This window comes from Acidobacteriota bacterium (genome assembly GCA_016715115.1).
In the GTDB taxonomy this organism is placed as follows: Bacteria; Acidobacteriota; Blastocatellia; order Pyrinomonadales; family Pyrinomonadaceae; genus JAFDVJ01.
Genome location: JADKBM010000004.1, coordinates 1,161,354 through 1,178,364, shown reverse-complemented (window position 1 = coordinate 1,178,364; position 17,011 = coordinate 1,161,354). Strand labels below are relative to the sequence as shown.

At 54.1% G+C, this 17,011-nt stretch carries 16 protein-coding genes, 1 tRNA gene and 1 pseudogene; 8 read left to right on the top strand and 10 right to left on the bottom strand.

All coding sequences use genetic code 11. The features are described 5' to 3' along the window. Positions 1-94: 94 nt before the first annotated feature. Both IPN69_07440 and IPN69_07435 read right to left on the bottom strand, forming a co-directional pair. Positions 95-2,083 (bottom strand): DUF2075 domain-containing protein, encoded by a 1,989-nt coding sequence (locus IPN69_07440; protein ID MBK8810552.1) that lies wholly within the window; start codon positions 2,081-2,083, stop codon positions 95-97. 484 nt (positions 2,084-2,567) lie between these two features. Beyond that, entirely contained in the window at positions 2,568-3,110 is a 543-nt protein-coding gene (locus tag IPN69_07435) for a VCBS repeat-containing protein (protein MBK8810551.1), read from the bottom strand. Positions 3,111-3,460: 350 nt separating this feature from the next. Between IPN69_07435 and tsaA the strand changes: the two genes are divergently transcribed. Both tsaA and arsM read left to right on the top strand, forming a co-directional pair. Further along, positions 3,461-3,892 (top strand): tRNA (N6-threonylcarbamoyladenosine(37)-N6)-methyltransferase TrmO, encoded by a 432-nt coding sequence (tsaA, locus tag IPN69_07430; GenBank protein ID MBK8810550.1) that lies wholly within the window; start codon positions 3,461-3,463, stop codon positions 3,890-3,892. Positions 3,893-4,317: 425 nt separating this feature from the next. Beyond that, positions 4,318-5,193 carry an arsenite methyltransferase gene (gene arsM, locus IPN69_07425; GenBank protein ID MBK8810549.1) on the top strand — a complete coding sequence of 292 codons (876 nt, stop codon included), beginning with the start codon at positions 4,318-4,320 and terminating at the stop codon, positions 5,191-5,193. Between the two features lie 459 nt (positions 5,194-5,652). Here the strand turns inward: arsM and IPN69_07420 are convergent, their stop codons facing one another. The 4 genes from IPN69_07420 to IPN69_07405 form a co-directional block, all read right to left on the bottom strand. Next, positions 5,653-5,964 (bottom strand): hypothetical protein, encoded by a 312-nt coding sequence (locus IPN69_07420; protein ID MBK8810548.1) that lies wholly within the window; start codon positions 5,962-5,964, stop codon positions 5,653-5,655. 495 nt (positions 5,965-6,459) lie between these two features. Beyond that, positions 6,460-6,535 (bottom strand) — tRNA-Ala (locus IPN69_07415). Between the two features lie 335 nt (positions 6,536-6,870). Next, entirely contained in the window at positions 6,871-7,650 is a 780-nt protein-coding gene (locus IPN69_07410; protein MBK8810547.1) for an enoyl-CoA hydratase/isomerase family protein, read from the bottom strand. A gap of 89 nt (positions 7,651-7,739) precedes the next feature. Then, positions 7,740-8,102, bottom strand: a complete 363-nt coding sequence (locus IPN69_07405; protein ID MBK8810546.1) for a PilZ domain-containing protein — start codon at positions 8,100-8,102, stop codon at positions 7,740-7,742. A 428-nt stretch (positions 8,103-8,530) separates the two neighbouring features. On the opposite strand from IPN69_07405, the gene trxB reads away from it, so the two are divergent. After that, the gene (gene trxB, locus IPN69_07400) at positions 8,531-9,508 is read left to right on the top strand and encodes a thioredoxin-disulfide reductase (protein ID MBK8810545.1); all 978 of its coding nucleotides are present in this window, start codon (positions 8,531-8,533) and stop codon (positions 9,506-9,508) included. 32 nt (positions 9,509-9,540) lie between these two features. Then, entirely contained in the window at positions 9,541-9,993 is a 453-nt protein-coding gene (locus IPN69_07395; GenBank protein MBK8810544.1) for a hypothetical protein, read from the top strand. Here the strand turns inward: IPN69_07395 and IPN69_07390 are convergent. Continuing rightward, positions 9,974-10,516, bottom strand: coding sequence for a lipocalin family protein (locus IPN69_07390; GenBank protein MBK8810543.1), 543 nt, complete (start codon positions 10,514-10,516; stop codon positions 9,974-9,976). The two genes, IPN69_07395 and IPN69_07390, sit on opposite strands and share 20 nt — an antisense overlap. A gap of 123 nt (positions 10,517-10,639) precedes the next feature. Between IPN69_07390 and IPN69_07385 the strand changes: the two genes are divergently transcribed. Next, positions 10,640-10,951: a zinc ribbon domain-containing protein gene (locus IPN69_07385; GenBank protein ID MBK8810542.1), complete on the top strand. Its 312-nt coding sequence runs from the start codon at positions 10,640-10,642 to the stop codon at positions 10,949-10,951. Positions 10,952-10,954: 3 nt separating this feature from the next. After that, entirely contained in the window at positions 10,955-11,851 is an 897-nt protein-coding gene (locus IPN69_07380; protein ID MBK8810541.1) for a VWA domain-containing protein, read from the top strand. A gap of 16 nt (positions 11,852-11,867) precedes the next feature. Here IPN69_07380 and IPN69_07375 read toward each other — a convergent pair whose 3' ends face one another. Continuing rightward, complete coding sequence (locus IPN69_07375; GenBank protein MBK8810540.1) at positions 11,868-12,023, bottom strand: hypothetical protein; 156 nt, start codon at positions 12,021-12,023, stop codon at positions 11,868-11,870. A 490-nt stretch (positions 12,024-12,513) separates the two neighbouring features. Between IPN69_07375 and IPN69_07370 the strand changes: the two genes are divergently transcribed. Beyond that, positions 12,514-13,776 (top strand): OmpA family protein, encoded by a 1,263-nt coding sequence (locus tag IPN69_07370; GenBank protein MBK8810539.1) that lies wholly within the window; start codon positions 12,514-12,516, stop codon positions 13,774-13,776. Positions 13,777-13,909: 133 nt separating this feature from the next. Here the strand turns inward: IPN69_07370 and IPN69_07365 are convergent. Together IPN69_07365 and IPN69_07360 are read right to left on the bottom strand one after the other, a co-directional pair. Beyond that, positions 13,910-15,433, bottom strand: a pseudogene (locus IPN69_07365) (IS1182 family transposase). A gap of 109 nt (positions 15,434-15,542) precedes the next feature. Beyond that, the gene (locus IPN69_07360; protein ID MBK8810538.1) at positions 15,543-16,388 is read right to left on the bottom strand and encodes a thymidylate synthase; all 846 of its coding nucleotides are present in this window, start codon (positions 16,386-16,388) and stop codon (positions 15,543-15,545) included. A gap of 148 nt (positions 16,389-16,536) precedes the next feature. On the opposite strand from IPN69_07360, the gene IPN69_07355 reads away from it, so the two are divergent. Then, complete coding sequence (locus IPN69_07355; protein MBK8810537.1) at positions 16,537-16,992, top strand: hypothetical protein; 456 nt, start codon at positions 16,537-16,539, stop codon at positions 16,990-16,992. Positions 16,993-17,011: the final 19 nt, after the last annotated feature.

Sequence of the window (17,011 nt, the reverse complement as noted above, 5' to 3'; positions counted from 1 at the left end):
CAAGATTTTCGATGCGTATCAAAGGGCTTAACATCGAAACAGTTCGCTTTGGCACGAATCCTCCGCTTCGTCAAAAAGGTAATTCAATCTCGATCTAGGCGGATTCAAGCCTCGAGAACCCAATACGGCTTAGGTATTGATAAGTAGAATCATAGAAAGCTGGTAAACGCGTGTCATCATTCTTATCTCCGCGTGGAACAACGACTACCATTCCCTGACGCGCCCGCGTAAGCAGAACTCGGTAGGCATTTATCAAGTACTGTTTGCGCTCCTCTTTCAGCACACGTTGCCATTTGGTCCCAACAAACGAATAACCATCCCACCCAACGTTCGTGTATCGGAAATCCGCATCCCAAGTGACGCATGCCCAATCTAATTCTAAGCCTTGGACCTGGAATTCGGTTGCGACATCTTCAAGGAAATAAGATGAACGGACATCCTCTTTGCCTTCAAGGAACCATTTGACAGGGTCGGTTTGGACACGAACATCGATTGCGTGCGGCTTAAGCCGGTACGCATTTGATGAGACTACCATTCCGAAACGTTCTGATCCGCGGGCTTTTTCGCGGAGCCAGCGCTTGGCGTCCTCGACGTTACGTGTCAGAACGACCGGAAACCGTTTATTTAGTTTTTCGAGTTCCTCACGTGCGTCAACAGGCTCAATATCTAGTAAATTCTTCACAAGTTTCGAAACATTCTCAGCTCGATATGATCGCATTGAAACGGAAAGGTGGAGGCTTTCGGAGACATTAAGGTTCTCCTTCCTTTCAATTCGATCGAGTGCGTGGCCAGCGGAGTACTCGGAGTCGTTAAGTCGATCGGAGATGTATATCTTCCAATGCGGAAATGAACGATTGAGTGCGTCAATCCATTCACTAATTCCCGCTTCACCCCGGTGAATCTCTTGACCCCCGCCGACAAGGCAAATTATTACCGCCCAATCCTGATGGCGTTCAAGGCAGGATATTAGAAACTCCGGTTCGGATTTATCAAAATTTGCAAGCCCACGTTTCCGTTTTAAGAAGCTCCTCGTTTGTTCGAGGTCCCAAGCGCGCTGCGCCTCGTCAAAGATCGCAATGTTGTCGAAGGGTGCGCTCGTATCCTTCAAGTAGGTATCTCTATAGTGATGAACTGGCTGAATGAAAGCGGCCGCTTCGCGTCTAGCATCCCCAAGGCGTTTTCGTTCTCCGATTTCTTTCTTTCGTCTAACCGAATCGCGAGCGAGCGCTTCACGGAGAATAGCGACAAGTGGGCCGTTGCCAGATAGAAACACGCTTTTTGTTCCCTTCACTTCGTCCAAATGATTCGTTGCGATATCAAGGCCAACAAGTGTTTTGCCAGCGCCAGGAACGCCCGTCACGAAACAAATCGCCTTTTCACTATTGAGCCTAGCGTTACGAATAACTTCTGAAATTTTTCTGTTCGTTTCGCGTAAGTTTCTTGCAGACGCAGCCTTACTTGTAATTTCAGAGACCGAATGTTGGTTATATAGAGCCACAGCGGCCTCGATAATCGTCGGGGTCGGCGAGTAGGATCCATCCGCCCAATTTTCGGTGTCGACATTGTTTTCAACGGCAAAACTGAATAGGTTGCCCAATAAGGCCCCAAGTTGGTTAGCGTTCGTCGTAATTGGTTTGATAAGTTGGTCAAGGTCGACGGTGAAGGCGTCTTGCTCTTTCTGGTCGGGCGCTTCCGTTGCTACTAGAATTGGCGCGAGCATTGGCAAGTGGCTCGTTTCGTGAAAGTTCTTTAAGTCGAGTGCATAGTCCCAGACCTGATCAATGTCTTGAGTTTGGAACTCTCGCTTGCCAACCTTGAATTCGATAACCAGAATAATCCGGCGTGTAACGATCACGACGTCAACCCTTCGACCCATACGCGGAATCGCGTATTCGAAAAAAATCTCGCCTTCCTCGCCTTCTTGAACGCTTATCGAATTCTTCAAGATCTCGATCTGTGCTGTCCAGGCATCGGTTTCGGTCGGACGAATATCGAAAGGCGTGTTGCCCTGAATTGTCCCAAGAATATGCTCCGGAGAGTCCGCAAAGAATCCAATGAGGCTATTTGAGTAATAGTAACGCATTCGAGCAAATGCAATTCCTGTCAATGTCTTTTTCTGACCCGGTGAATTGTAGTTAGTATTGTTTACGGAATGCAAGGAAAATCTCCACCCAAATCCGGCTGCGGATGATAGTGGTTGCAATGCAAGCGTCCCCCGGTTGCAACACAGCCCGGCCCCTCGAACGCCAACGCCTTTTCGCGCTTCGCGACTGGAGCGCAAGCGTCCCCGCTTGCAACGGCGCTTGGCGCCGTAGGGCCGATGGGATACGGCGCCTTGAATGCTGACGGCTTTTTCGCGCTTGGCGCTCATGGCAAGCGGGGACGCTTGCGCTCCAGTCGCGGCGATGCACGCTTACTTCGTGCGCGTTTCTGCATTGGGGATGCTTGCGCTGCAGTCGCGGCGCGAAAAAGGCCTTTTGAATTCGCCGCGCCGGAGCGCATCGGCTTGACGGCGCGGGGCGCCGTGGCAAGCAGGGATGCTTGCGCTCCAGGCGGCTTAGTTGCATTTACGGACAACTGCAGTCTTTGTAGGCGGCCGACAGCGGGATGTCGTCGGTGGTTCCGAATGCGAAGACCGGGTCCGAGGTCGTCCAGTTGCTGTTGCTCTTGAGCACCCACCAATTTCCGGGCGCGCCGGGACGATAGACTATCATGTCCGTTTTTCCGTCGCCGTCGCGATCACCCGGAGCCGGAATATCCCCAAAAGAGACATTTCCCCAAGTCCGCACCAAAGGAATTGTGGGCGTTTGGCTTGGCCTGACCCACCAGGTTCCGGTCGAGGGCCGCCAAATCGCAATGTCGGCGCGGCCGTCACCGTCGAAATCGCCGTCAATGACGCGGTCGCAGGCTTGTCCCCACTGAACCGCCACGAACGCCCCGGTTGCGCTGCTGATGTAATAGAACGTGCCGCTTGACGGACGAAAGACCGCATAGTCCGACCGGCCGTCGCCGTCAAAGTCGCGGCTGACAAAATCCGCCGAAGCTGAACCTGCCAAGAAAAGCAGTGCGATACTGCTCATAAAAATGCTGCTGATCAAGTTTTTTCTCATTATTTTTTCCTCTGTGTTTTCGTTTTCGAGCCGCGAAGGTCGGGCTGTCATTAAGGTGTGAAGTTTTGGCGGATAACGTAACGCAGGGTTTCGACTGGAGCGCAAGCGTTCCCGCGGACGCTTTGAATGCTTACGGCTTTTTCGCGCTTCGCGCTCATTGCAAGCGGGGACGCTTGCGCTCCAGTCATGCTTGCGCTCCAGTCATGCTTGCGCTCCAGTCTCGGTCCGGCGCTTCTTCGGGAAAATCCCGTCCTTCCGTTGTATAGTTATCCGTCAGTGGATTCGCTTTTACGCGCGTCTGATTTGATGAGTGATCCGGTCGGTGACCGGCTTTGTTTGAGGAGGTTCTTATGTTTGAAATGCAGGTGATAGGTGTTGTTCGGAGCCCTTTCGGGGAGACTTCGCAGATTCCGAAAGGAGCCGGGGCGAAGCACGTCGCGGAAGGGATTCTGGAGGTCGCGGCCGAGTTTGAAGAGGGGCTGCGGGACATCGAGGGGTTTTCGCACCTTTTCGTGATCTGGGTGTTCGACCGCAGCGAGGGCTATGATCTTCTGTCGCAGCCGCCGACCGCTTCGGAGCCGCACGGAGTCTTTTCGACGCGTTCACCGCGACGCCCGAACCCGATCGGTCTGACAGTAGTCGAAGTGATCGGGCGCGAAGGACGCCGTGTTCACGTGCGCGGGGTCGATATGCTCGACGGAACGCCGATTCTCGACATCAAACCCTTTCTGACGTCGGTGCCGGAAACGGACCTGCGCCGGGGATGGATGGAAAAAGCGTAGCATCGGGAATTGGGAATTGGGAATTGGGATTTGGGATTGGCGACGCTTGCGTTCCACTCGGGTTGGTCGGGAGGCGCCTTTCAACTGGCGATTCGATCTGCGGCGAGCTTCATCCAACATTTCCCCGGCCTCGTGCGTCCGCTTCCTGGTTGACGCCGAAACCGTGCGCGCTTCTGCATTGGTGGGCACGCTTACCTCGTGCGCGTTTCTGCCGATTGACTGTTTACGGCTCACCGCTTACTGCTCACCGTTACTTCTCACCGCTCACCGCTTACTGTTCACCGCTCACTGTTCACCGCTCACTGTTCTCATATACGCCTTGACGAATATGAGAAAGAGGACTAATCTGGAATTGTATTGGAATTCTGGAATTGCATTACGATTCCAGGAATTGTATCGAAATCCTAGAAATTGGCGGTGATGTTATGTCTGAAAAATTAGTGACGGCGGTGCGCGAGAAATATGCTTCGGTGGCGGTCAGCGAGCTTTCTTCGAAGAATGAAGGCGTGCGGGCGGTGGCGGAGGCGTTCGGGTATTCGTCGGACGAATTGGCGTCGATCCCGGCGGAGGCGAATATGGGATTGTCGTGCGGGAACCCGACGGCGATGGCTTCGCTTCAGCCGGGCGAAACGGTCGTCGATCTCGGATCGGGCGGCGGGCTGGATGTTTTCCTCGCGGCCGAGAAGGTCGGCTCCGCGGGCCGCGCGATCGGGATCGATATGACGCCCGAGATGATCGCGCTCGCCAAGCGCAACGCCGAAAAGGCCGGCTACGCGAACGTCGAGTTTCATCTGGCGACGATCGACAAACTGCCGTTGCCGGACAATTCGGTCGATTGCGTCATCAGCAACTGCGTCATCAATCTCGCGCCGGACAAACCGGCCGTTTTCCGCGAGATCGCGCGCGTGCTCAAACCGGGCGGACGGCTGGCGGTCTCGGACATCGCGCTGAAAAAGGATCTGCCGCCGGAACTCGGCGCGGACGTGATGGCCTATGTCGGCTGCATCGCCGGCGCGATCCCGATCGAGGATTACCGCACAGGATTAAAGGACGCGGGCTTTTCGGCGGTCGAAGTGATCGATTCCGGCGCGGACCTGAACGCGTACGCGAAGGTCGAGAACCAATCGGGCTGCTGCGCCCCGGCGATGACGCAGATCGGCGGCTCGAAGTTGCTCCCGAACATCGAACCCTCGTGCTGCGCCCCCTCGGGCGATCTACACTCGGAGTTCGCCGAACTGCTGAAGCGCTATAACGTCAACGAATATGCGGCGAGTGTCAAGGTGTTTGCGATTAGGCGGTAGACGGTAGACGGTGGGCGGTAGACGGTAGGCGGTAGACGGTAGGCGGTAGACGGTAGGCGGTAGACGGTAGGCGGTAGACCGTAGACGGTAGACGGTAGACGGTAGGCGGTAGGCGGTAGGCGGTAGACCGTCTACCGTCAACTGCCGCAGCCTGAGCCGCAAACAATAATGTCGTCGGTTGCGCCGCCTACTCCACAATTCTGCGGCGCAGCCGCCAGTCAATCAATCGGGTCGCTTTCGGAAAAGCGGAGCTTTTCCGCCTATCCGGGCGCCGGAGGCGTGCAGATTGGTCGGTCTTACCACTTTCTCCCGCCTGCGTTTTAGAACACCGACCCCGAAAGCCATAGATATCGAAATGACTGGCGATTGAGCGAGCAGTTTCACGCCTCGACAAGCGACATCTGATCAGCCGTGAGAGACAGTATCATCGCGAATCACCGGTTCGCAGCTGCAACGTTGCTACGGACAGGTAGTGTAATCATGAAACACAAATCCCCATACATAATATTTGCCCTTCTGGCGACGGTAAACCTGTATGTAGCCGTCATAGTTCGTGGAAGCGCCGTCATTATCCCCGATCGGGGTGTAGAGCACGGTGCCGTTTCTCAGTTTTGCAATTACCCTCCCGTTGGGCGATGAACGCAGATTCAAAGGCGTTCCGGTCGGGTCCTTGACGTAGCACTTGGCCATCTCAGATTGCCCGTACGCCGCGATTGTTCCGCCGATTGCAAATACGGTTATCAGAAGCGCGATCAAAAAAAGTGATTTCATAGTTCCTCCTGTTTTTCTTACTTCAGTTCAAGAGCGTACTACCCGCAGGCAAGTCCACATCGCGAACGGCGGACACGAGGGTCGTACAACAACTTTCTAATGGACTGTCAACGTCAAACGACCGCTGCGAAAAGAATCATTTTTCTCCATTTTCTGCAGTCAATTATATCACCTGTTGCGAACTTTCTTAGGAACACCCAGGCCAATGAACAGCTAATCTTCTGAGGCGATCTTTTCCGTTTGTGAAGAGAAAATGGGGGGCGAGGACGGGTCAAGCTTTGATCAGTTATGATCGCGAAGTTCGAAAGTGAATCGATTCTTGGCGGGAATCCGGATGGGGAGACAGTAGACGGTAGGCGGTAGACAGTAGACGGGGATTCCAAGGGATTCCAAGGGATTCCAGGGGATTCCAAGTTCAAAATCTGACAAATCCGAAATCACAAATCAGAATTCCAAAATCAAAAAGGCACCACGGTCGGTGCCTTTTGAGTTAATTGGTGGAGACAAGGGGGATCGAACCCCTGACCTCATGAATGCCATTCATGCGCTCTCCCAGCTGAGCTATGTCCCCAAGACTAATTGGGATTTGCGATTGGTGATTGCGGATTGCTCTCACCAATCGGCGAACTTTGAATTTAGCGAAATCCGCGCCGAGGGTCAAGGGAAGAAAGCCGGTAGACGGAGGGTAGACGGTAGACGGTAGATCGGTAGACGGACGGTAGACGGGTAGACGGGTAGTGGTAGACGGTAAACGGGTATACGGTAGGCAGTAGGCGGTGACGTTCAAAATTCTGGACACTACTGTTCGATGCAGCTCAATGTCAGCAGTCTACCGTCTACTGTCTACCGTCTACTGTCTACCGTCTACTGTCTACCGTCTACTGTCTACCGTCTACCGTCTACCGCCTACTTCCCCTTAAAATCAGCTTTGCGCTTTTCCAAAAACGCGCTGACGCCTTCTTGTTTGTCTTCGGTCGAAAAACAGATCGCGAACAGATCGACTTCGCGGCGCAGGCCTTCGTCGAGGTTCGATCTGGACGCGAATTTAACCGCTTCCTTTGAAAGCTGCAACGCGACGGGCGCTTTTTCGGCCAGCTTCGCGGCGAACGCCATCGTCTTTTCCTCAAGTTCCGCCAACGGATGAACCTGCGTTACGAGGCCGAATCTCAAGGCCGTTTCAGCGTCGATCATATCGCCGGTCAGGATCAACTCCATCGCGCGGCCTTCTCCCAGAAGGCGCGTCAGGCGCTGTGTCCCGCCACCGCCGCACATTATCCCAAGGTTGATCTCAGGTTGGCCGAAGCGCGCGTTCTCACTCGCGATGCGTATGTCGCACGCGAGCGCAAGTTCGTTGCCGCCGCCGAGGCAGAAACCGTTGATCATCGCGATGACCGGCTTCGGAAAGGCGTCGATGGAATTGAAAAAAGTCTTTTCGTTGAAAAGGTTGCGCTGCGAAACCGGCGTTTGGCCGGCGAATTCGGAAATGTCCGCGCCGGCGATGAACGCCTTTTCGCCCTTGCCGGTAATGACCACGACGCGGACCGAATCGTCCCGGCGCAGATCTTCGAGCGCGGCCACGCCCTCGGCGTGGACCGATTGATTGAGCGCGTTCAGCTTGTCCGGGCGGTTGATCGTTAAAACAGCGACCTTGCCTTGTTTTTCGACGGTGATTGTTTCGTAATTCATATATTCGGAAATGGTAAATCGCTAACTGTTAATTGATTTTCGAATCTCGAAGTTCAACCAACAATTAACGATTTACGAATAACAATTTACTAATTGCCTTCCTCTTCGTTGCGGTCGTCCGCGACCCAGGCGACGAAGAGTCTCAGCCAGTTCTCTTTTGAATCGACGATCTCGACTCCGACCCGCGAGGTTCCGTGCGCACCCGGCGCGACGCGCACGACGCGCGCCTTGACCTCGACCGGAACCCCGTCCGGACGATGCGACCGCAGGTAAAGATTCTCGCCCGCATTCACGTCCTGATTCAGATGAAACAGAGTTCCGGTGGTCGAAATATCGTCCGTTTCAGTCGGTTCGCTCCACGCCGCGCCATCATCCGCGCGGCCGGAAACAACGACCGGCAGGCGCAGCGCCATTCTCAATGCAAAGCGTTTTTCTTCAAACTGAGGCGACATTGGAGTAGCCATAATAAAAGGAAAACAAGACTTAAATGCGATAAAACTCAAATAGTTTATCACGAAAAACTTGGAAAGTTACAAACGATTTAAACGATTCGGCTGAAATAAACCCGGATCGCGCGCTGAGGAATTCTGTTTCCCCCGAAACACGCCAAAAACTTGAAACAGGGCATTTTCGTCTTGTTTTTTCGAGTATTTCGCGTGTTTTGCAGGAAGTTCCCTTCAAATGTGCATCCGGGATTAAAGTGCGCCCTCCCGGGAATCGAACTTCGGTTTCCGATCCTGGATCTTGGCGACGCCGCGGCGGTTGATCGGTGCCGATCCGAACTCCAAAATCCTAATTCAAAAATCGACTAAACCAAGGCGAAAGTTATAAAATTGCGGTTTGTAAAAATTCGTTTTGAAATTGAGGGAGTTTTTCGTTTATGTCAGCAAAGGAATTTCATCGCAAGGTAGTGATCCTCGGTTCCGGGCCGGCCGGCCTGACGGCCGCCATTTATGCTTCAAGGGCGCAGCTCGACCCGCTCGTGATCGACGGTCCGCAACCGGGCGGCCAGTTGACGATCACGACCGACGTCGAGAATTATCCCGGATTTGCCGATGGAATTATGGGACCCGACCTGATGAATCAGTTCAGGGCACAGGCCGAACGGTTCGGGACGGAGATCATCAATACGTGGATCGACCGGATCGATTTTTCGTCGCGTCCGTTTACTCTTTTTGGAAAGGAAAGCGCTGACAGTACTGAAGTTACGACGATCATCAAGGCGGATACGCTGATCGTTTCGACGGGCGCGTCTGCTAAATGGCTCGGCGTTCCCGGCGAGGACCCCGTTCCGGAAGGCTTGGGCGGAAACGGCGTTTCGGCGTGCGCGACGTGCGACGGTTTCTTTTTCCGCGGCAAGCCGTTGGTCGTTGTCGGCGGCGGAGACACGGCGATGGAAGAGGCTCTGTTTCTGACAAAATTTGGCTCGCGCGTGACGATCATTCACCGCCGCGACGAGTTTCGCGCCTCGCGCATTATGCAGGAACGCGTCCTTGCGCACGAGAAGATCGACGTTTTGTGGAACACCGAAATTCGCGAGATCCAGGGCACGAAGGAAGCCGGCGTGAGCGGGATCAAGATCTTCAACAAGGAGACGAATGAAGAGTCGGTTTTCCCGTGCGAGGGAGTTTTCATCGCCATCGGGCACAAGCCGAACACGGAGCTTTTCAAAGACGTCCTCGATATGGACGAAGTCGGCTATCTCAAGACCGACGGGCGCACGATGAAGACCAACGTCCCGGGAGTTTTTGCCTGTGGCGACGCACAGGATTCATACTATCGTCAGGCGATCACCGCCGCCGGAACCGGCTGTATGGCAGCGATCGACGCGGAACGCTTTCTGGCCGAAAACGAATGAGGGCGGGGATTTGGGGATTTGCGATTTGCGATTTGCGATTGGGGATTGGGGATTCCGAGAATTCCAAATTCCAAGAATTCCAGATTCCAGGAATTCCAGATTCCAGGAATTCCAGATTCCAGGAATTCCAGATTCCAGGAATTCCAGATTCCAGGAATTCCAGATTCCAATTCCAGATTCCAGATTCTACGTATTCCAGATTCCATATTCCAAGAATTCCAAATTCCAAGAACTCCAGAGATCTGGAGATTCTGGAATTTGGAATCTTTGGAATCTTTGGAATTCTTGGAATCTTTGGAATTCTTGGAATTCTTGGAATTCTTGGAATTCTTGGAATTCTTGGAATCTGGAATCTGGAATCTGGAATCTGGAATCTTTGGAATTCTTGGAATCTGGAATCTTTGGAATACTTGGAATCGCAAATCCCCAATCGCAAATCGCAAATCGAACTTCGCAAATCCGAAATCACTTCTGTTCCGTTTTGACGACCTTCGCCGGATCGAATCCCATCGTTTTGGCGCGGCCCAGAATACCTTGGTAGGTCGCATCGTCCATTTTCGATTCGCGGCTGAGGATCCAGAAATATTCGCGCTTCGGTTCGCCGATGACTACGAATTTGTAGTCCGGATCGAGCTCGATGATCCAGTAATCGCCCCAAACCGCCGGGATGAACGACAGGAACGCCGGCGCGAATCTGACCTTTAGCTTTGAGTTGCTGCTTCCGTCGACGATCTTCGCGTCTCCTTTCGCCCGATTGGTCTTGCCGTTCTTCAACAGACATTCGTTCAAAACCTCGATGCGGCCGTTGCTCTTCTGCGTGTAGGTCGCCGAGACGTTCCCGATGCACTGTTTCTGAAATCGGTTCGGATAACGCGCGATCTCGAACCATTTTCCGCTGTAACGCTTGAGATCGACGGACGGAACGGTTTTCAGTTCCGTCTGCGCCGAAGCGCCGACCGATGCGGATATCAAAACCAACAACATAATTGCGACTTGTGAAAATTTCATTTAAGACCTCCTTGATCTTGCGGCACTTTGATTATCAAATGCGCCGAATGTTTGCCAAAATTTGCTTTTCCTGCCCGCGAATACCTATAATTTTTTGTTTTGGAACGATCCATTACAATAACTATGCCTATTTACGAATATAAATGCGCCGATTGCGGCGCTCATCTCGAAAGAATGCAGAAGGTTTCGGACGCGCCGCTGGCCGTTTGCGAGAAATGCGGTGGAAAACTGGAGAAACAATGGTCGCTTTCCGGATTCCAGTTCAAGGGCGAAGGCTGGTACGTGACTGATTATTCGCAGAAGTCAGGCGCTTCGGCCGATTCTTCGAAGGGAACGGAAAAAAGTTCGTCGTCCGAATCAACCGCAACGACCGAAACCGCATCAAAGGAAACGACAACGACTTCGACGAAGGAAACTACCGCTGCCAAGGACTGACGAATGCTTCGATTTTCGACCGCAATGCTCGTGATATGCTCGACCGCACTTTTCGCGTTCGGACAATCGCGCAACAATTCCCGCGCGGCCGGAGACCTTGACGGAACCATTCTGACGGTAACGGCCGCTCGCGCCGATGGTTCGAAAGAACCGATCAAGGTCGAGAATCTTTCGCTTTACGAGAATAGCGTCGAGCAAAAGATCAAGAACTTCGCATTCGATCCTTCGCCGTCCAAGATCGTCCTTCTGATCGACAATTCGCAAACCCTGCCGACCGAGATCGATGTCCTGAAACAGGCGACGATGGAATTTGCATACGAGATCTTCGAAGGCGATCAGCTGTTCGTCATTGCCTACGACGAAAAGCCCGAGATCATTCAGGAATGGACCGACGACGCGAAAAAATTGGAAGCCTCGCTCGCGACGTTTCGCAAACAGGGCAATCCATATCTCTTCGACGCGTTGATGGCGGCCAGCAGCGAGGTTCTCGCGCCGCTGATGCCGGGAACGCGAAAGGTCGCGGTCGTCGTCATCGGCGACGGACTCGACCGCGGAAGCAAGAGTAAATTCGACAAGACCTTGAACGAACTTCAGGGCCAGAATGTGACGGTCTATTTTTTGCAGATCCCGGACCGGACGAACAGCGCATACCGCCGCAATCAGCCGAAAGCCCGCGAGGTCGTCAGGCAGTTGGTAGAAGGAACAGGCGGGCTCGTCTTCCCGCTCGAGGAAGCTCAGCAGGCCGCAAAAACCATCTGCGACGAACTCCGCAACAACCGTTACAACCTTTCATATTTGCCGACCAATACGTCGACCTACGACGCGCGCCGTCTTTTTCTTCTCGGCCAGGACGGAATCAAGATCCGCACCAAGGCCGCCCAGCCGCCGACGATCAAGTAAAGTCGAAGGTCGAGATTCAAGAGATTCCGGATTCCAGATTCCAGATTCCAGATTCAAGATTCCAGATTCCAGAGATTCCAGATTCCAGAGATTCCAGATTCCAGAGATTCCGGATTCGGGAGATTCCGGAGATTCCGGATTTCATAGATTCCAGATATTCCAGCGATTTCATAGATTCCAGGAGCCTGTCGGAAAAATCGATTCCAGTGTGCGGAGCACACGCACTTACGATAGCACCACGTGAAGCGGAGCGAAACGTGGTGTCAGCCGCGATCGACTCAAGCGAGCGTGTGCAACACGCGGACCTGTTGCAACAATGAGAGTTACGCGTGTTGCACACGCTTTGGAAGTCGGTGCGACGGGCCACCACGTTCCGCTCCGCTCCACGTGGTGCTATCGCAAGTTCGCGTGCTCCGCACGCTTGAAGAAGCAGATTCAGTTCTCAAACGGTTTTTTCCGACAGGCGCCCAGATTCCGGAGATTTCAGATATTTCAAATTTCAAATCCCGATTCCCAAATCCGAATTCCGAAATCTCCCGGCGGCGGCCGCTTCAAACCCGCACTCAAATCACTGTTTCAACTCGTCCCGCCCAAGGCTTTTTGCTGTCTGGTTTTGTGATAAGATATTTTCGCGAAAGCAACTGAAACGAGGAGACGAAGCCGTGAGCGATTCGAAAAAGGTTCCGGGTATGCCGCCGGATGATTTTGACAAAACAACGCCGAACATTCCGCGGCCCGACTCCGGCGGTTCTTCGGATTGGGAAAAGACCAACTACAACGCCCGTTTCAAGCCGCAGCCGCAGGCTGACGATTGGGGAAAGACGGTCTCGAACATTCCGCCGATCAAGAACGAACCCGACTTTAACAAAACGCATCTCCCGTCAAACAGTCCCAAGACGCCGGATTGGGGCGTGACAGAACAGAATATCCGTCTGCCTCAGGATGATTTTGGCGGCGGGCGAAACGAAGCGGCGGGCGACCGGACGAATTACGGCGCAACATCGCCGTTCATTCAGCTTCCCGAGGCCGAACGCCAGAAGTATCAGAATTTGCCGCCGACGCCGACCCAACGCGCCGACAAGGAAAAAGAAGAAGCAAAGGAAAAAGGTGGCATTCCGGGCTGGTTTTGGGCTTCGCTCGCGCTTCTGGGGATGTTCTTCGTTGCTCTGGTCGGCATCGCCGCGGCGTACTTCATATTTCTGCGACCGTCGGGTTTCGATCTCGTCGTTTTGAATCCGCAGCCGGGCAGCAAGGTCATTGTCGACGGGATCGAGTGGTCGGTTACCGAAGGCGACGGAAGTTTGATCGCCCGCGGACTGAAGTCGGACGAGATCAAGAAGATCGATATCAAAGCGCCCGGTTTTGTCTGCGAATCTCGCGAAGTAAAAGGTTCCGACGGCGAAACGATCAGAATTCCCGCGCGCTGCACGCCGGCGGCCACGGGCGGCGATAAGACGACTCCGCCGGACGAATGCAAAAACATCAAGAACGGCGAGTTTGAAAAAGCCCAGCGCTGCGCGAATCAGGCGCTCGACAATCTCAAGGAACCGTATTCAGCAGAAGACATCGCCGCCGCGCTGAATCTTTACATAATCAATTTCGCGGTCAACAAGTTCAACGTTCCGGACAAGGATATGATCTTCCTTGAGAAAGCGTCGAAGTATCTGAAGAAACTGCCCGAAACGACGCAGATCGAAGTCGGCGGCCATACCGACAGCGACGGTACCGATGACAAGAACCAGAAGCTTTCGGAGAACCGCGCAAAATCGGTTCGCGACGCGCTCGTCGGAAAATACGGCGTCAATCCGAATATGCTGACCGAAAAAGGCTACGGCGAATCCCGTCCGAAACCGGGCAATCAAAACCGAAATCCCGACGAGAAGTTCCAGAATCGGCGAATCGAGTATTCGGTCTTGAAGAAGTGAGCTTGGAGTTCCGGAGGCTGTCTGGAAAGTCACTCAGAAAGTCTCCGGGATTGCCGTTTTTCTGTTGTCTGTTTTGGGAGAGTCCGCTTCGGCCGTCATCAGTTGGCCGGTCGCCGAGCGCATTTCCGCCTTTTCAGACGGTTGCCAGCCTTTGCAGGTTGTGTGCGATCGCGATCAATCCGATCTCAATCTGTACTTTTGCCAACCCCTCAGTAAGAACCTTCTGAATTTCTTGTTTTCCTTTATGTTTCCGATCACCGCCTCGACCTCGTACCGTTGTTTCCTCCGTTCGACGCCTTTCTCGCTTTCGAGCATCTCGCGCGCCTTGCGCCGGTGCCTCAGAACTTCTTCGTTGCGCTCGATCGACCGTCCCCCCTCGCCCTTGAACATTCGGCCCGCATCGGACATCCGCCGCAGGCCTCGGTCCGGTAGATTTTGACGTTTTGCTTCCGGCCGTTCTGCGTCGTCTTCACGCGATCCTCCGAGAACTCCATCACGTGCCCCGCCGGACACCGGTAAGTATCGGTCTCTGCGTCGTATTGGAAGTTGTCTGCCGCGAACTTCCCCTTGGGCTTCCCGGAATCGAACCCCGGAAACTTCACAAATGCCTTGATCGCCCGTTTCTCCAGATAGGCGTAGTTCTCTTCACTGCCGTAACCCGCATCCGCCGTCACGCTTTCGGGTTCCGTTCCGTACGTTTCGATCATCTTGCCGACATGCTCCGGCAGCGCGGTCGTGTCCCCCGCCGATTGTGTCAGCGTGTACCCGGTCAGAAAATGCCCCTCGGTCGCCAGCTGGACATTGTACGCCGGTCTCAACTGCCCGTTCCCCAGATGGTCTTCCTTCATCCTCATGAACGTCGCGTCATGATCGGTCTTCGAACTGCTTCGTCGCCCGTCCAGCATCCGCTCCTGCGCCTCGACCTTCGCCGCCCGGCCCGGCAACTCCGCCTCAATTTCCGCACCCGCTGCCTTGTCTTCGCATCGGGCTCGGCTTTCAGCAACTCCTCGTCGATCGCTCTCACCGCGCGCGTCACCGCTTCCGGGTCCACCGCCTCAAAATCCGGCTCGTTCGGCGCCTGCTCTTCCTCCGCGCTCGCCCGCTCGACGTACTTCCACACGTCACGCAACTGTTCCCTTATCCGCTGCTTGTTCCGCTCCACCGTCTTTGCCCAGACGAACGTGTACCGGTTCGCGTTCGCCTCGATCTTCGTCCCGTCCAGTATCACTTCCCGCAACGATACCGCCCCCTCTTCGACAAGCAGCAGCACGACCTGCGAAAAGATCTTCTCAAGATGATCTTTCAGCCGCTTCGACCGAAAGTCCGCCAGCGTGTTGTGGTCCGGCCTCGCGTTGCCGGCGAGCCACATGAAATGCACGTTTTCCTGCAACGCCTGCTCGATCTTCCGGGACGAATAGATATTCCGAAGATACGCGTAAACCAGCACCTTCAAAAGCAGCCGCGGATGGTAGCTCGACGCTCCGCCGCCTTTGTACCCAAGCTCAAGCACGCCGATGTCGATCCGCTCGATCACTTCGTTCACAACGCGCACCGGATGGTTCGCGGGCACCAGATCATCCAGGCTCGGCGGCAACAACATCGGTTGGTTCTGATCGTAATGCTTGAAGACCACCTTCTTCCTTTTCTCGTGTATCATACTTAGTATTATAACCCACGTATGCAACTCGACGAAATTCAAACAACACTCCCGAGACCGAAAATCGCCGAACCCGAGGGGACTTTTCAGACAGCCTCAACTCCATTCCCTAAACAGCGACCGGCGCGGCGATTTTGCCGTGCGATTTGTAGCCCGCCAGTTTCAGGTTTTCGTATTTGAAATCAAGCAATCCCTGCAATCCCTTCAAGTTTTCCGCATCGACAAATTCGAGCCGCGGCAATTCCAGCGGTTCGCGCGACAACAGCTCTTCGACCTGTTCCAGATGATTCAGATAGATATGCAGATCGCCGAACGTGTGAATGAAATCACCGGGAACGAGTCCGCAGACGTGAGCGATCATTTCGGTCAGCAGAGCGTAGCTGGAAATGTTGAACGGAACGCCGAGAAATGCATCCGCGCTGCGTTGGTAAAGCTGGCAATGCAGGGTTTCTTCGTTTTCCACCTTAAAGTGAAAGAGCGTATGGCAAGGCGGTAGATCGACGTTGTTCGCCGTCGGCGGATTCCAGCCGGAAACGATCAACCGGCGAGAATTCGGATTCGCTTCAATCTGTTCGATCAGGTCGGCAATCTGATCAAATCCATTCATTTCCGGGTAATCGCCGCCGAAACTTCGCCACAGATAACCGTAGATCGGGCCGAGATCGCCTTCCTCGCGTCCGAATCGGGACGTGTGTTCCAGGTCAGCCCATTCCGCCCAGATATCGACTCCGCGGGCGTGCAGATTCTTTTCGTTCGTGTCGCCGGTGAGAAACCAAAACAGTTCCTCGGCCACCCAACGGAACGGGACGCGCTTGGTCGTGACGATCGGAAACCCTTTGCGCAGGTCGTAACGCGTTTGATACCCGAACACGGAGATCGTGCCGACACCCGTGCGATCGTGATGCCGCGATCCGTTTTCGAGAATATGCCTGAGAAGTTCCTGATACTGTTTCATTTGGTTTTAGATTTTAGATTTGCGATTTTCGATTTGCAATCCTGATTCTGTCACAATCACGTCGTTCGGACCCGAATCCGAAGCCTGAAGCGTGAACCCGCGATCCGGCGTTCGTATAATTCGTGCGATCCGTGGCAAAATCTCATCAATGAGCAAGTTCGAAGTCAGTTTCAATAGTCCGCAGTGCGGTTGGATGTCGATCGGTTTTGCCGGTTCGGAAGGCGAGTTTCACACGACCACCGCGAATATGCCGCATACCTCGGCGCTTTCGGAACTGATGGCACTTCTGGCCGGATTCCTGGACGGCGCCAACGGCGAGAAACTTCTGAAGTGGAACCGCGATCCGGAAGAATTCGACTTTCGTTTCGTGAGATCCGGTGATGAACTCACCTTCGAGATCTACGAATACGCGACGGGCGACCGCGCCTCGGACGAGAAAATCCGCGTTTTCAATCATCGCGGCAACGTCCGCGAAATCTGCCGCGCTTTTTGCGAGACATTTCAGCAGCTTTTCGAAGATCGCGACACCGACGAATTCGAATTCAACTGGCGCCAGCCGTTTCCGACCCGCGAACTGCGCGAACTCGAACATAAATTAAATTGATCCGTCCGAAACCCGCGTT

Coding starts and splice junctions, on each gene's coding strand:
- IPN69_07440 (MBK8810552.1), bottom strand. CDS start 2,083: ATGCGTTACTATTACTCAAATAGCCTCATTGGATTCTTTGCGGACTCT.
- IPN69_07435 (MBK8810551.1), bottom strand. CDS start 3,110: ATGAGAAAAAACTTGATCAGCAGCATTTTTATGAGCAGTATCGCACTG.
- tsaA (MBK8810550.1), top strand. CDS start 3,461: ATGTTTGAAATGCAGGTGATAGGTGTTGTTCGGAGCCCTTTCGGGGAG.
- arsM (MBK8810549.1), top strand. CDS start 4,318: ATGTCTGAAAAATTAGTGACGGCGGTGCGCGAGAAATATGCTTCGGTG.
- IPN69_07420 (MBK8810548.1), bottom strand. CDS start 5,964: ATGAAATCACTTTTTTTGATCGCGCTTCTGATAACCGTATTTGCAATC.
- IPN69_07410 (MBK8810547.1), bottom strand. CDS start 7,650: ATGAATTACGAAACAATCACCGTCGAAAAACAAGGCAAGGTCGCTGTT.
- IPN69_07405 (MBK8810546.1), bottom strand. CDS start 8,102: ATGTCGCCTCAGTTTGAAGAAAAACGCTTTGCATTGAGAATGGCGCTG.
- trxB (MBK8810545.1), top strand. CDS start 8,531: ATGTCAGCAAAGGAATTTCATCGCAAGGTAGTGATCCTCGGTTCCGGG.
- IPN69_07390 (MBK8810543.1), bottom strand. CDS start 10,516: ATGAAATTTTCACAAGTCGCAATTATGTTGTTGGTTTTGATATCCGCA.
- IPN69_07385 (MBK8810542.1), top strand. CDS start 10,640: ATGCCTATTTACGAATATAAATGCGCCGATTGCGGCGCTCATCTCGAA.
- IPN69_07380 (MBK8810541.1), top strand. CDS start 10,955: ATGCTTCGATTTTCGACCGCAATGCTCGTGATATGCTCGACCGCACTT.
- IPN69_07375 (MBK8810540.1), bottom strand. CDS start 12,023: ATGAAATCGCTGGAATATCTGGAATCTATGAAATCCGGAATCTCCGGA.
- IPN69_07360 (MBK8810538.1), bottom strand. CDS start 16,388: ATGAAACAGTATCAGGAACTTCTCAGGCATATTCTCGAAAACGGATCG.
- IPN69_07355 (MBK8810537.1), top strand. CDS start 16,537: ATGAGCAAGTTCGAAGTCAGTTTCAATAGTCCGCAGTGCGGTTGGATG.